The organism is Streptomyces asiaticus, from assembly GCF_018138715.1.
GTDB classification, from domain to species: domain Bacteria; phylum Actinomycetota; class Actinomycetes; order Streptomycetales; family Streptomycetaceae; genus Streptomyces; species Streptomyces asiaticus.
The window spans coordinates 896,799-911,443 of the sequence record NZ_JAGSHX010000006.1 but is presented as its reverse complement, the minus strand read 5'-3'; the positions used below and the strand labels follow the sequence as shown (position 1 = coordinate 911,443).

Here is a 14,645-nt window from a genome sequence, read left to right as displayed (position 1 = left end):
AACCCCTATGTCCTGGAAAGGCGCCGCATGACCGCACACACCTGGTGGCTGCTGCTCATCCTCACGGTGGCGATCGCAGCACTGATCTATCTCATCAACTCAAGGCTGCGGGTCCATCCGTTCGTCGCGCTGATCCTGGTCAGTGTGGGCACGGGGATAGCGGCCGGGGAGCCCGCCGCGAAACTCGCCGGATCCATCGAGGAGGGCGCCGGCGGCACCCTCGGCGACGTGGGCGTCACCCTCGCCCTGGGCGCCATGCTCGGCCGTCTGCTGTCCGACTCGGGCGCCACCGACGCCATCGCCCGCGCCCTCGTCGCCCGCGCCGAGCCCCGCAGACTGCCCTGGCTGGTGGGTGCCGCGGCGTTCGTCATCGGTGTGCCCATGTTCTTCGAGGTGGGCCTGATCGTGCTGCTGCCGTTGATCTTCAGTGTCGCCCGCAGGATGGAGGAACAGGGCGGTGCCAAGGGCAGCCCGTACGTGCTCCTCGGCGTGCCCGCCATCGCCTCGCTGTCCACCCTGCACGGCATGCTGCCGCCCCACCCCGGCCCGCTGACCGCCATGACCGGCCTGCACGCCGACCTCGGCCTCACCCTCGGCGTCGGCATCGTCTGCGCCGTGCCCACCGTCATCCTGGCCGGGCCCGTCTACGCCCGTTGGATCGCGCCCCGGCTTCCCGATGTGGCTCCGGACGCCGAGCTGGTGGCGCAGTTCACGGGGGCTGAGCGTCAGCCCGCTGAAACCGGCACCTCGGCGCCCGGTGCGCGGGCGAGCGCGGAGGTGTCCCGCCGGACCGGTGTGCCGACCGGTCTGGCCGTGGCGGCCGTGCTGGTGCCCGTCGTCCTGATGCTGCTGCGCACCCTGGCCGAGACGGTGCTGGACGAGTCGAGCGGGCTGGGCGCGGCGCTGGTGTTCGCCGGAGAACCGCTGGTGGCGATGCTCGCCGGTTTCGTCTTCGCCCTGGGGGTGACGATGGTCGGCTCCGCCCGTTCCGGTTCCGGCCGTTCGGGTGAGGAGACCCGGGCCTCCCTGACCGACAGCCTGAAGTCCATCGCCGCCATCCTGCTCATCATCGGCGGGGGAGGGGCGTTCAAGCAGGTCCTTCAGGACTCGGGCATCGGCGATGCCATCGCGTCGGCCGCCGAGGGCGCTCACATCAATGTGATCCTGCTGGGCTGGCTCATCGCCCTGCTGCTGTCGCTGACCACCGGTTCCGCCACTGTCGGCATCGTCTCCGCCACCGGCATCGTGGCCCCGCTCATCGGCGACGGCGGGGGCCTGGAGGCTTCCCTGCTCGTGGTCGCGATCGGCGCCGGTTCGCTCGGTCTCAACTACGTCAACCACGCGGGGTTCTGGCTGGTGAAGGAGTCGTTCGGAATGGACCTCACCCAGGCCACCAAGACCCAGACCGCCGTGCAGACCCTGGTCAGTGTGCTGGGTCTGGCCATGGCCCTGCTGCTGTCGGTGTTCGCCTGAGACGCCGGTCGCCCGCGGTGGGTCCGGCGGCCCGGTGGCTGACGGACCCACCTGCGAGACTCCGGCCATGGATCTTGACGAGCTGTTGCGGTGCCTCGCGGAGGCCGAGTCCGGTGAGCTGCGGGAGGAGCTGACCGGCGGGAGCTATGTGGTCGTGCAGTACGACCCCGAGGGGACGTATGTCGACGACGCGGACCTCGCGGAACTCTTCGGTGCCCCGGCACCCGGCACCCGGCACCCGGCGCCGGGGCGGCGGTTGGGCGGCGTGGCGACGCGGCTCCCCGGCGCACGGTTCGTCATGCTGGCCAGCGCCGCACCGCCGCACCAGGAAGTGGCCTTCGCCATCCTCGAACTCCCGCCCCGCAGCACACCCGACCCGGCCGGCCGCACCCTGCTGCGGGCGTGCGCCGCCGGGGACGTGGATGCGCTGCGTACCGCGCTCGACGAGGGCGCTGACGTCGGCACGCTCGACGAGTACGGCGCGACACCCCTGCACCACGCCGTGGCGGCGCGTTCGGCCGCGGCCGTCGACGCGTTGCTCGCGGCGGGCGCCGACCCGCGCGCCCAGGCGGCCTTCGGCAACGCACCCCAGTTCACGGCCGCGGGCCCCGGCCGCCCCCACCCCACCACCCGCCGGGTCGAAGGCGAGGAGCTCTCCGCCGACTACCTCGTCGAACTCGTCGACATCATGGTGACCCGCGGCGTCCGTGACCGGCCGGGCACCTACGGCAGGACGGGACGCCAGAGCGCCCAGAACCGGACCGAATGGCGAGACCACGCTCCCGCAGGTCTCGACGGGCGCGGCAGAGGCGGCCCCGGACCAGGTGCTGGTGCATGTCCGAGGCGACGGTGGCGAGCGGACCGTCACCTTCGCGGAGCTGCGGGACGAGGCGATGTGCGTCGCCGGTGGCTGTCTCGCGGCCGGGGTGGCGCCGGGCACCTGTGTCCCGCTGCTCGCCGACCGCGGCGATGACTTCCAGGCGTTGTTCTGGGGTGCGTTGCTGGCCGGTCTCGTCCCGGTGTCGCTCGCGTCCGATGTCCGGCGGGTGGCGCCGGTGTGGGAATCGCTCGGCCGCCCGCCGGTGGCGGTGGACGAGGCCACGGAGACGCTGCTGGGCGAACTGCCCGATGGTGTCGAGGCGTTGCGACTGGACGATCTGCGGCAGGGGCGCCCGCCCACCCGGTTGCCGCAGGCCACGCCCGACGACGTGGCGTTCGTCCAGTTCTCCTCGGGGCAGCACCGGAGCCCCGAAGGACGTCGAGCTGACGCATGCCGCCGTGCTGGCCAACCTGGAGCAGATGCGGCTCGCCGCGGCCATCACACCCGACGATGTGGTGGCGAGCTGGATGCCGTACTTCCACGACATGGGGCTCATCGGCACCCACCTGGGCCCGCTCGCCGCGCGCGCCAAGCAGGTACGGCTGGAGCCGTTGTCGTTCGCCAAGCGTCCGGCGCTGTGGCTGGAGACGGCGGCCCGCCACCGGGGCGACCCTCCTGTCCGCCGCCAGCTTCGCCCTGGCCCTGGCCGTACGGCGGATCCCGGATGAGGTCTTCGCGCGGCTCGATCTGACCTCCGTGCGATTGCTCCTGGTCGGTGCCGAGCCGATCGCCCCGGCGGTGTGGTGGAGGTTCGTGGCGAAGGCGCGGACGTCCGGCCTCGACGAGCGGGCACCACTGCCGGTCTACGGCCTGGCCGAGGCCACTTTGGCGGTCACCTTCCCGCCCCTGGGCGAGATGGCGGTGGAGCGTGTGCTGGACCGGGCGGCTCTCAGCCGGGGCCACGCGGTGGAGACGGCCCGGGGCCCGGACGCCGTGGAGTTGATGGACGTCGGTCTGCCGGTGCCCGGGTGCGAGGTGCGCATCGTGGACGGCGCGGACCGCCCGCTGGACGACCGGCGGGTGGGCCACGTCCAAGTGCGCGGACCCCAGGTGGCCCGCGGCTACCTGTGTGAAATCCTTTTCACCACGGGGTAGGGTGAAGCCTGACCGTACACGGTGAAAGGATGCGGACACAGTTGGTGACGATCCATGACGTGGCGCGAGCCGCCGGTGTCTCTCCGGCGACCGTCTCGCGTGTCTTCAACGGCGGCAAGGTCACACCGGCACGTGCCCTGTCCGTACAAGAGGCCGCGGCTGCCCTCGGGTTCGCGCCCAATCGGGTGGCGCGGTCGCTGCGCAAGCAGCGGTCCAGTGTGATCGCGCTGATCATCCCGGACATCGAGAACCCGATCTTCACCTCGCTCGCCCGTGGCGTCGAGGACGCCGCGCAGCGCACCAGCCTCTCCGTGGTCCTTTGCAACTCCGACGAGGACACCGACAAGGAGCGCCGCTACCTGGAGGTGGCTCTCGGTGAGCAGATGGCGGGCGTGATCGTGGCGGCGGCGTCCCAGGACGAGACGGATCTGGGGCCGCTGACCGACCGGCGTGTGCCCGTGGTCGCCGTCGATCGTCGTCCGCGCGACGCCGAGGTGGACGCGGTCCGGGTCGACAACCACCACGGTGGCGAGGTGGCCACCCGCCACCTCCTCCAGGCCGGTTACCACAGGATCGCCTGCGTCACGGGGCCCGAAGGCGTCTCCACCTCCGAGGAGCGCCTCGCGGGCCACCGCACGGCGTTGCGCGCCGCCCAGGGCGGCCCGGCCGCGGCCGACGACACCTACGTACGGCACGCCGACTTCCGGGTGGACGGCGGCCGCGCGGCGATGCGCGAACTGCTTGCGCTGCCCGAGCCGCCCGATGCCGTGTTCGTCGCCAACAGCCTCATGACCATCGGTGTCCTCGACGCCCTCCGCGAGACCGGCCGCACCCCACCCGACGTCGGTGTGCTCTCCTTCGGGGACGTTCCCTGGGCATCGCTGGTACGCCCGTCGCTCACCGCGGTCGAACTGCCCTCGTACGAGCTGGGCCGCACCGCCGCCGACCTCCTCCTCCAGCGCATGGACGGCAGCGTGTCGCCGGTGCAGACCGTGGTGCTGCGCACAAAGCTACAGGTCAGGGAGAGCACGGCCGGGCCTGCCCGGGCCTGACGGGCGGGCGCCACGAGCGACGCGGCGCAGCACGTCTGAAATCCATTTCACCGAAACGTAGAGCGGGCCCCAGGGGGTGTCAAGGGGTGAGACATGCGGCCACTCGCGGGGTATCCCGGAGTGTCCCTGGGTGCCGATGCGCGCTGCTGATATGGCTTTTCGCCGGGGCAATGGCCGTTCGCGTGGTCTCTCTTGACGATGAAATCGTTTTCTGTCAGCGTGCTCGCCATGCCTTGCAACGCAGTCATCGGAGTGGACATCGGCACCTCGAGCAGCAAGGGCGTCCTCGTCGGTCTCGATGGCGCACTGATTCGCTCCGCCACCCGGGAGCACACGCCCGCGAGACCGGGTCCCGGCCACTTCGAGATGAACGCCTCCGTCTGGTGGCGCGAGTTCACCGAACTCGCCCGCGAGCTGACCGCCGCGGAGGACACCACCGTGGTCGCCGTCGGGGTCAGTGGCATGGGCCCCTGCGTCCTGCTGACCGATGAGCACGACGCCCCGCTGCGCCCCGCCGTGCTCTACGGTGTGGACACCCGCTCGGTCCGGCAGATCCAGCGCATCGAGGCGCGGCTCGGCGCCGACGAGATCATCCGTCGCGGCGGCTCCGCCCTGACCACCCAGGCCGCCGGGCCGAAGATCGCGTGGATCGCCGAGGAGGAACCCGATCTCTACGCGCGGGCCAGGCGCCTGTACATGCCGAGCTCCTGGCTGGTCAGAAAACTCACCGGGAACTACGTCCTGGACCACCACTCGGCCAGCCAGTGCACCCCGCTGTACGACACGCTCGCCGGCGAGTGGTACGCCCCCTGGGCCGCCGAGGTCGCCCCCGGGATCGAGCTGCCGCCGCTGCGCTGGCCCGGCGAGGCGGCCGGCGCCCTCACCCCCGAGGCCGCCACGGCGACCGGTCTGCCCGCCGGTATCCCCGTCACCACCGGCACCATCGACGCCTGGGCCGAGGCCCTGAGCGTGGGGGCGCAGAACATCGGCGATCTGATGCTGATGTACGGCACCACCATGTTCCTCATCCACACCGTGCCCGAGCCGCTGACCAGCCCGTCCCTGTGGGGCACCGTCGGCGCCGTGCCCGGGACCCGGAACCTGGCCGGTGGCATGGCCACCTCCGGCGCGGTGGCCAACTGGCTGAAGGACCTGTTCGCCGACGGCGGCCACGCCGAACTCACCGCGCTGGCCGCCGAGTCGGGCGTCGGCGCCAACGGCCTGCTGATGCTGCCGTACTTCTCCGGCGAGCGCACCCCGATCATGGACCCCGACGCCCGTGGAGTGATCGCCGGGCTGACCCTGTCCCACACCCGCGGCGACCTCTATCGGGCCGCGCTCGAGGCCACCGGTTTCGCCATCCGCCAGAACATCGAGGTCATCGAGGCGGTCGGCGGCGACATCCGCCGGGTGGTCGCCGTCGGTGGCGGCACCCAGGGCTCGCTGTGGACGCAGATCGTCTCCGACATCACCGGCCGCCCGCAGGAGTTGCGCACCACCACCATCGGCGCGGGCTACGGCGACGCTCTGCTTGCCGCCCAGCTCGTCGGCGACGCCTCCATCGACGACTGGAACCCGGTGCGCGAGACGGTGACGCCCCGCCCCGAACACACCGGGCGTTACGACGAGCTGTACGCCCTCTACCGGCGGCTGTACCCGGACACCGCCGCGACCGTCCACGCGCTGGCCGCGCTACAGGAGCGCTGAGCGCCCCCCGGCGACGGCGGCTGGTTCAGCGGCCCACCCAGGATCCAGGTCCGCCGCAACGGCACCTGGACCGATGTCACCGGTCAACGCGTCACACCGGCCTACCCGACCTCCTCGGCCGCCGGCACGAACAAGACCTACGTCTTCGACTTCGACACCACAACCGGTGACGGCGTCCGCGTCATCGGTGGCAGCGCCGGAACACAGACCTTCACCTCCATCGCCGAACTGGCGGCCCACTACCGCTGACACTCTCATCAGGCGAATCCACTTCGGTCATGGTGATGCTGGTTCTGGCAGGCTGATCTGGTCGCAACGCTTGTTCTTTGAACTGGATTCAGTTTTGCTGGGAGGGTTGTCCCATGGTCGGAGGGGAGTCGCGTGCGCGCGGAAGAAGTCGATCTGCTGATCATCGGTGCGGGTATGGCGGGGCTGACCGCCGGTGCCCGCGCGGTTCACAACGGTCTGTCCGTCACGGTCGTGGAGATCGGTAAGGACGTCGGCGGTTCCGCGCTCTTCGCGGGTTACGCATGGACCGCGCCGAGCCACGACGTCATGGACCAGCAGAATCCGTATGGAGACACCGCTCTCAAGCGCGCCCTGGTGGAGCGGTTCCCCGAGGGCGTCTCGTGGATCCGTTCCCTCGGCGTGGACATCAAGGAGGCACAGCGCGTTCTCAGTTTCGGTCGCGGGCACCAGTTCGACACCCATCAGTATGTCGCCACCTGTCGTCAAGCCATCCGCCGAGGCGGTGGCACGCTGCTGTTGGAGACCCGCGCCGAAAGGCTGGTGGTCGACGACGGTGTCGTGACCGGGGCGGAACTGCGACTGGCCGATGGCACCCGCACCCAGGTGCGTGCCGGGTCCACACTCATCGCGACCGGTGGGTTCCAGGGCGATACGGAACTCCGCGCCACGCATGTGCACCCCCGGGCCGGGGGCATGGAGCTCCGCTCCAACCCCTTCAGCCGCGGCGGTGGCTACCGTCTGGCCACCTCGGTCGGTGCCGCCACCGGCCACGATGACGCGGGCTTCTACGGCCATCTCATCCCCAGCGGGATCCCCTTCGCCGATCCGGCGGACTTCGTCGACCTGTCGCTCTACTACAGCGAGCACGCCCTCCTGTTCAACGTGGCCAACGACCGGTTCGTCGACGAGACGCTGGGGGACCACCTCACTGCCATGGCGCTGCTGGAGCAGCCCGAAGGCCGGGGCCTGCTCATCGCCGACGCCCGGGTCTTCCGTGACTGGGTCGTCGGCAGTTACGTCGAGGGCGCGGTCGCCGTGGACAAGTTCGCCCTGGCCGGCAAGCGGGGCGGCCGGGTGGGACTCGCCGAAGACCTCGACGAACTGGCCTACCTCCCGGAGGAATGGGGGTATCGGGGCGATGCCGTGCGCGACGCGGTCAAGCTGTTCAACGAACACGCCGCGGCGGGGCTGGAGCCCTCGCCCGGCCGGAAACTGGACCGCCTCCCGCTGGACGAACCGCCGTACTACGTGATCGAGGCGGTACCGGCCATCACCTTCCCCTTTCACGGTGTCCGCATCGACGACCGGGCCCGCGTACTGCGCGGGGACGGCGAACCGCTGCCCGGACTGCTCGCCGCCGGGTCGGACACCGGCGGCCTGTGGAACCGTGCCTACGCCGGTGGCATCGCCTCGGCCCTGGTGTTCGGACTGACCGCCGCGGACACCGCCACCGCCACCGCCACCGCGACCGCGTCGCACGCGACGGACTGAGCACGCGGCGGCCGGGCACCCGGCTCGTCCGCCACGACACCCGGCCGCCACCCGCTCGTCCGCCACGGCGGGTGGTGTCCCGTCAGCGTGCCGTCCAGCCGCCGTCCACATACAGCTCGGAGCCGGTCACGAAGCTCGCGTCCTGGGACGCGAGGAACGCGACGGCCCCCGCGACCTCTTCCGGACTGCCGAGCCGCCCCATGGGGGTGCCCTCGACCATCGCGGTGTGACGAGGCGTGCCCCGCCACAGTTCGCGCGAGAGCGGGGTCTCGATGAAGCCGGGATGGATCGAATTGACCCGGACGCCGCGGGTGGCCCAGTGCAGCGCGGCGTTCTTCGTCATCAGCCGGACCGCGCCCTTCGCGGCGTGATACGAGAACTGGCTGCCGAAGCCGCCCACCGTGCCGAAGATCGACGCGATGTTGATGATCGAGCCGCCGCCGGAGCGTTCCATCGCGGGGCCACCGTGCTTCATGCCGAGCCAGACACCGCCCTGGGTCACCGCGATGACCTTGTCCCAGGACTCCTGGGTCTCCGTCTCCACGGTGCGCATCTGGGCGATCCCCGCGTTGTTGACGAGCACGGACAGGCCGCCCAGCTGGGAGACCACGCGCTCGACCGTTCCGCGCCACGCCTCCTCGTCGCTCACGTCCAGCGCGAGGCCCAGCGCCGGCGCTCCGTCGGCCGCCAGCTCCTTCGTCAGCTCCTCCGCCAGCCGCTCGCAGCGGCCGGCGTCCACGTCGGTCACCACCACCGTGGCGCCCTCGATGGCCAACCGCCGCGAGATGGCGGTTCCTATGCCGCCGGTCGCGCCGGTGACCAGGGCGATCTGTCCGGACAGTCGGTCTCGCACGGGATCTCCTTCGTCTTGCGTGTCAGTGGTCACGGCAGGAGTTCCAGCCCCGAGCGCAGTAGCGCGGGCACCGCGGACCCGACCCGTTCGAACCCCGTGCCGACCGTCTGTCCCGCCGAAAAGCGGGCGTGGATGCCCTCCGCGATGACGGCCAGCTTGAAACAGCCCAGGGCCTGGTAATACGGCAGGGCGCCGATGTCCCGTCCGGACTTCTCGGCGTATCGCTCCGCCAGTTCGCGCCCCGATCCAAAACCGGGGTTGGCCGTCGGGACATGCCGCGCCGCAAGGACCGGTTCGCAGGTCCGGTCCCAGTACATGAGCAGCATCCCGAGGTCGGCGAGGGGATCGCCGAGCGTGGCCATCTCCCAGTCGAGGACCGCGGCGATCCGCCCGAAGCCGCCGGGTGCCAGGATGACGTTGTCCAGGCGGTAGTCGCCGTGCACGATGGCCGGGGCGCCGCTCGCGGGCAGCGAGCGGGCCAGTCTGCCGTGCAGTTCGTCGAGGTCGGGCAGGCTCCGCGTGGCGACCTTGTCCCACTGCCCGCGCCATCGCCGCACCTGGCGCTCCAGATAGCCGTCGGGCCGGCCGAAGTCGCCGAGCCCGACGCCGACGGCGTCCACCGAGTGCAGCGTGACCAGGGCGTCCACCAGCGTGTCAGCGGCGCGCCGCGCGTCGTCCGGCGGGAGTACGGCGGCCTCGTCGCCGTCGCGCAGCACCGTGCCCTCCACGAAGCCGACGACGCAGAACGGCGCCCCGATCACCTCCGGGTCCGTGCACGACAGCACGGCCCGGGCGACCGGCACCGCGGTGTCGGCGAGCGCCGCGACGACGCGGTATTCGCGGTCCATGTCGTGCGCCGTCGGCGTCAGCACCCCCAGTGGCGGCCGGCGCAGCACCCACCGGTGTGTCCCATCGGTCACCGTGTAGGTGAGGTTGGAGCGCCCGCCCTCCAGGAGCGTGACCTCGAGCGGGCCCGCGCACTCGGGTACGTGGCGTTCGAAGTAGCGCTCCAGCGCGGCCACGTCGACGCCGGCCGGCGTCGTCCCGGGGAGGGTCACCGAGCCGCCCTCCGCTCCCGCGCCGCCCGCACCGCGCGCTTGGCGATGGCCCAGCGATGGGTCTCGGAAGGGCCGTCGTAGATACGGAACGGACGCACCTCGCGGTACAGCCGCGACAGCGGGGCGTCCCCCGAGATGCCGAGCGCACCGCATATCTGGACGGCCCGGTCGACCACCCGGTGCACCGCCTCGGAGACGTACGTCTTGGCGATGGAGGTGTGCTGGGCGGCCGGGCGGCCCTGGTCCAGCTCCCAGCAGGCCCGCCACAGCACCGCCCGGCCGGTCTCGATGTCGATCTCGGAGTCGGCCAGCATCTGCTGCACCATGCCCAGTTCGGCCAGCGGTTTGCCGAAGGCCGAACGGTCCGCCGCGCGCTCCAGGGCGATGTCCTGCGCCCGCCGGGCCACTCCGAGCCAGCGCATGCAGTGGGTCATCCGCGCGGGCCCCAGGCGTACCTGGGCATACCCGAAGCCCTGGTCCACCTCGCCCAGCACGGCCTCGTCCCCGACCTCGCAGCCTTCGAAGGCGATTTCGCTGTGGCCGCCGAAGAGACCCCGGTCCAGAGTGTCGATATTCCGGACGATCTTCATGCCGGGGTTGTCGGCGGCGACGAGGAACATCGTCGCGCCGCCCGGGTCGCCCGGGTCGCCGCTGGTGCGGGCCATGCAGATGGCGAAGGCCGCCCCGTCGGCGCCGCTGATGAACCACTTGCGGCCGTCGATCCGCCAGCCGCCGTCGATCCTCGTCGCGGTCGTCGCGAGGGCGCGCGGGTCGGAGCCGGCGCCCGGCGCCGGCTCGGTCATCGCGAAACACGAGCGCGTCTCACCGGCCGCCAGCGGGCGCAGATACCGCTCCTTCTGCTCCTTCGTGGCCACCACCTCGAGCAGGTGTGTGTTGCCCTCGTCGGGCGCCGCGCAGTTGAGCGCGAGTGGCCCCAGCAGCGAGTACCCGGCCGCTTCGAACACCACTGCCTGCCCGCGCAGGTCCAGTCCGAGTCCGCCCCATTCGGCGTCGACGTGCGGGGCGAACACCCCCGCCTCGCGGGCCGCGTCCTGAAGCCGGCGGCGCAGCGGCTCCGGCCCGGCATGGACATCGCCGTCACACACCCGCTCCTCGGGTATCACCACGTCCCGTACGAACTCGGTGGTGCGCCGCGCGATCTCCGCGACTCTTTCCTCGATCTCGAACCCGATGGGCACGTTGCACTCCCGAGCTTGGCTACTGCCTACCTGTAGGTCTGAGGCGCGGACGGCGCACATGGTGCGTCCGCCCCTTACGAGTAAACCGAATCCAATTCAGATCATCAACCGATCGGGCGTGTGTCGCTGCCATGGCCGTCCCGCGTGGCGCTTCGCCGCCGCCTGAGTCGCAGGTCGGGCTGTGTATGCTCAGAGCCCTTTTGGTCCGCGCGCCCACTCGTGCCCACGGCGTCCGACGCGCTTCCCGCAGAAAACTCCTGTTCGATGGCTAGCTGTACTGAGTTCAGTTCTGTAGCGTCCCGGGCGTCGGCAGGGCACCGGACCGTGCCGTTGGGAAGGGAGCCGGAACATGAGCACCACACAACAGCCCGCACCTCCAGGGGAGGAGTCGGCGTCGTACGATCCACGGACGGTGCGGCGCGCGATGCTCGCCGGGAGCATAGGCACCCTGATCGAGTACTACGACTTCAGCATCTACGGCTATCTCGCCGTGGCGATCGCTCCGCAGTTCTTCCCGGGAAACGATCCGACGGCCTCGATGCTGGCGGCGCTCGCGGTGTTCGCCACCGGCCTGGTAGTGCGGCCGATCGGCGGTGTCTTCTTCGGATGGATCGGCGACCGATGGGGGCGTCGCAAGGCGCTGGTCTCCTCGGTGCTGTGCATGGGGGTGGCCAGCAGCGTCACGGGGCTGCTGCCCACCTACGGCCAGATCGGGGTGGTCGCCGCGGTGCTCCTCTTCCTCACCCGGATGGTGCAGGGCATCTCCTCGGGCGGCGAGTCCGTCGGCGCCTACACCTACATCTACGAGTCGGCGCCACCTCAACGCAGGGCCTTCCTCGGCGCCGTCACACCCATCGGGTCCAACCTCGGGTTCATGTTCGCGGCCGCGACGGCCGGAGCGATTTCCGCCTTCACCACCAAGGACCAGATGGCCGAGTGGGGCTGGCGGCTACCCTTCTTGATGGCCGTGCCGCTCACCCTGATCTGTCTGTGGGCCCGGCTGCGGATCGAGGACACCCCGGAATTCAAGGAGGCCGCACAGCGCGCCGATATCCCCACGGCTCCGATCCGGGAGGTCCTGTCCACTCACCGTGTGCCGCTGTTGCAGTCCGTCGGCCTGGCCATGGCCCAGGGCGGCGCCATCTTCCTCGGGCTGACGTACATCGGCATCTATATGACCACCAACCTCGGATTCGACACCACGAAGGTGTACTGGCTGAGCTCGGGCGTCGTGCTGGTCACCGTGTTGCTCATGGTCCCGGCCGGCTGGCTCTCCGCCCGGTTCGGCTGCCGCCGCGTCCTGATGGGCGGCTTGCTGGCCTTTCTGGTGACCGCCTACCCCGCGATGATGCTCATGGGCCGGCACAGCCTGGCCCTGGCCGGGGCGGCGTATGTCCTGCTGATGCTGGGCAGTGCGTTCGTGCAGGTCCCGGCGGCCAGCTTGTGGCCGCATCTGTTCGAGCGCCGGGTCCGCTACACCGGCATGGCGATCGGGTACAACCTCGGCACCGTCCTCGCGGGCGGTACGGCTCCGTACATCGCGGCCTTCCTCGTGGACAAGACCGGGAACCTGCTCTCCCCGGCGTTCTTCGTCATGCTGGTCTGCCTGATCGGGATCGGTTCCCTGTTCACCGTACGCAAGGACGTATAGGGGCGGCCGCGGTGGCCGCCGACCACCGTGCCGCGTCAGTCCGCCGTCGTGGCGGAGTGGCCGCCGAGGCCGATGGTCTGGCCACCGTCGATGAGGAACTCCCCACCCGTGGTGTAGGAGGCGTCGTCGCTCGCGAGGAAGAGCACCATGCGGGTGACCTCCTCGGGCTCGCCGATGCGTGCCACGGGCTGATGAGCGAAGAGTTCGGGTGAGGCACTCTCACCCATGGGCGTACGGATGACCCCGGGGTGGACGGAGTTGATACGCACCCCGCTGCCCGCCATGTCCAGTGCGGCGGCCTTGGTCATCCCGCGCACCCCCCACTTGCTCGCCACATAGCCGATGCCATGGGCGAAACCCGTCATCCCGGCGGCCGAGGAGACGTTGACGACGGCTCCGTGGCCGCGCTCGCGCATACCGGGGAGGACGGTGTGCATGCCGAGGAAGGCGCCCACCAGATTGACGTCGATGATCCGGCGGAAGTGCTCGGGCGACTGCCCTTCCACACCGCCGTAGTGCATGATCCCCGCGTTGTTGACCAGGACGTCCACGGGTCCGAGGGTGTCCTCGACCGTGCGGACGACGGACCGCCACTCCGCTTCGTCGGTGACGTCGAGGTGGCAGTACCGCGCAGGGGCCAGTTCCCCGGCCAGGGCCTCCCCCTCGTCGTCCAGCAGGTCACAGACGGCGACCCGGGCGCCCTCCGCGACCAGCTCCCGTACATGCGTGGCACCCATGCCCCGGGCGCCGCCGGTGACGATCGCCACTCTTCCGTCGAAGCGCATGCTGAACTTCCCTTCCGCATCCCTGAGCCCGGCATCCCTGAGCCCGGCATCCCTGAGCCGGAGCCATCGGTTCACCGCGAATGTGATCAGTTGGGGACGAGCACGGTCCGGCCCCGAGCCGCGCCCCGGCGAAGCCGGTCGATCGCCTCCGCAGCGGCGGACAGCGGGAAGTGTTCCGTCTCGACGCGGAGCGCTCCCGAACGTGCCAGCGTGACCACCCCGGCCAATTCGTGTCGAGTTCCCCAGAAGGGCAGCGAGAGCCGGAAGCCGGCCGGGAGGACACCCGGCTTGGCCACCGTCAGGCTGCCGCCCCCGCTTCCGACGAAGGCGAGTTCGCCACCGGGGCGCAGGACGCCGACCGCGAGTTCCAGTGTCTGTGCGGTGCCGACGAAGTCGAGCACGGCGTCCGCTCCCACGTCACCGCTTCGCGCCCGCAGCGCGCGGGCGGTGTCCGGCCGCATCAGGGTGGAGAAGTCCGCGCCGGAACGGTCCGCGAGGGCCAGGGCGTCCTCCCGGACATCGACCGCAAGCACCCGGCTCTCGGTGGTGGCACGGAGGATCTGGACGGCCAGGTGGCCGAGCCCGCCGACACCGATGACGACGGCGGTGGTGCCCTCGCCGAGTGCGGGCCGGAGCCCGGACACGGCGTGGTAGGAGGTCAGGCCCGCGTCGGAGAGCGGGGCGGCCTGGTCGGCCGGCAGGTCGCCGATCGGCACCAGATGGCGGGCGGACGGGACGAGCAGATACTCGGCCATGCCGCCGTCCCGGCCCAGTCCCGCCCCGTGCCAGGCGAGGGTGTCACGCCGGTCGCAGTAGTTGCCGGAGCCCGCGGCGCAACGCGCGCAGGAGCCGCAGCCCCACGGCCCGTAGACCACCACACGGTCACCTGCCGCCACCCCGTCGGCGTCCGGCCCCAGGTCCGTGACCTGCCCGGCGATCTCATGGCCGAGGGTGAACGGCAGCCGGTAGGGGAGCGCTCCCGGAGGAGCGTCCATGACGTGCAGATCGGAGCGGCACAGTCCGGCGGCTTCGACCCGCACCAGCACCTCGGCGCCGTGGGGGACGGGCCGCTCGACCTCAACCGATGCCGGAGCCTCGCCCCAGGCCGTCAACCGCAGTGCCCTCATCTTCACCGTCCCGGGTCTTGTCAGC

At 71.0% G+C, this 14,645-nt stretch carries 10 protein-coding genes and 2 pseudogenes; 7 read left to right on the top strand and 5 right to left on the bottom strand.

Annotation, left to right across the window (positions count from 1 at the left end; genetic code table 11):
• Positions 1-27: 27 nt before the first annotated feature.
• From KHP12_RS11590 to KHP12_RS11565, 6 genes and pseudogenes are all read left to right on the top strand, one after another.
• Positions 28-1,473, top strand: coding sequence for a GntP family permease (locus tag KHP12_RS11590; protein WP_086881107.1), 1,446 nt, complete (start codon positions 28-30; stop codon positions 1,471-1,473).
• Positions 1,474-1,540: 67 nt separating this feature from the next.
• Positions 1,541-2,050, top strand: a pseudogene (locus KHP12_RS52870) (ankyrin repeat domain-containing protein); the annotation flags it as partial.
• A 130-nt stretch (positions 2,051-2,180) separates the two neighbouring features.
• A pseudogene (locus KHP12_RS11580) lies at positions 2,181-3,418 on the top strand (AMP-binding protein); the annotation flags it as partial.
• Between the two features lie 59 nt (positions 3,419-3,477).
• Positions 3,478-4,500 carry a LacI family DNA-binding transcriptional regulator gene (locus KHP12_RS11575; protein WP_246648517.1) on the top strand — a complete coding sequence of 341 codons (1,023 nt, stop codon included), beginning with the start codon at positions 3,478-3,480 and terminating at the stop codon, positions 4,498-4,500.
• A 228-nt stretch (positions 4,501-4,728) separates the two neighbouring features.
• Positions 4,729-6,207 carry an FGGY-family carbohydrate kinase gene (locus tag KHP12_RS11570; protein WP_211832904.1) on the top strand — a complete coding sequence of 493 codons (1,479 nt, stop codon included), beginning with the start codon at positions 4,729-4,731 and terminating at the stop codon, positions 6,205-6,207.
• Between the two features lie 381 nt (positions 6,208-6,588).
• Positions 6,589-7,947, top strand: coding sequence for an FAD-dependent oxidoreductase (locus tag KHP12_RS11565; protein WP_086881104.1), 1,359 nt, complete (start codon positions 6,589-6,591; stop codon positions 7,945-7,947).
• Positions 7,948-8,029: 82 nt separating this feature from the next.
• Here the strand turns inward: KHP12_RS11565 and KHP12_RS11560 are convergent, their stop codons facing one another.
• Genes KHP12_RS11560 through KHP12_RS11550 form a run of 3 tightly spaced genes read right to left on the bottom strand, consistent with a single transcriptional unit; the run spans position 8,030 to position 11,057 of the window.
• Entirely contained in the window at positions 8,030-8,800 is a 771-nt protein-coding gene (locus tag KHP12_RS11560) for an SDR family NAD(P)-dependent oxidoreductase (RefSeq protein ID WP_086881103.1), read from the bottom strand.
• Between the two features lie 29 nt (positions 8,801-8,829).
• Positions 8,830-9,858 carry a phosphotransferase family protein gene (locus KHP12_RS11555; protein ID WP_086881102.1) on the bottom strand — a complete coding sequence of 343 codons (1,029 nt, stop codon included), beginning with the start codon at positions 9,856-9,858 and terminating at the stop codon, positions 8,830-8,832.
• Positions 9,855-11,057: an acyl-CoA dehydrogenase family protein gene (locus KHP12_RS11550; protein WP_051573220.1), complete on the bottom strand. Its 1,203-nt coding sequence runs from the start codon at positions 11,055-11,057 to the stop codon at positions 9,855-9,857. Before KHP12_RS11550 ends, KHP12_RS11555 begins: the two co-directional genes overlap by 4 nt.
• A 349-nt stretch (positions 11,058-11,406) precedes the next feature.
• Here KHP12_RS11550 and KHP12_RS11545 point away from each other — a divergent pair, with 349 nt between their 5' ends.
• Complete coding sequence (locus tag KHP12_RS11545; RefSeq protein ID WP_086881101.1) at positions 11,407-12,708, top strand: MFS transporter; 1,302 nt, start codon at positions 11,407-11,409, stop codon at positions 12,706-12,708.
• Between the two features lie 35 nt (positions 12,709-12,743).
• Here the strand turns inward: KHP12_RS11545 and KHP12_RS11540 are convergent, their stop codons facing one another.
• Both KHP12_RS11540 and KHP12_RS11535 read right to left on the bottom strand, forming a co-directional pair.
• Entirely contained in the window at positions 12,744-13,493 is a 750-nt protein-coding gene (locus KHP12_RS11540; protein WP_086881100.1) for an SDR family oxidoreductase, read from the bottom strand.
• Between the two features lie 86 nt (positions 13,494-13,579).
• On the bottom strand, positions 13,580-14,620 hold the full coding sequence (locus KHP12_RS11535; protein WP_086881099.1) for an NAD(P)-dependent alcohol dehydrogenase: 1,041 nt from the start codon (positions 14,618-14,620) through the stop codon (positions 13,580-13,582).
• Between the last annotated feature and the right edge of the window lie 25 nt (positions 14,621-14,645).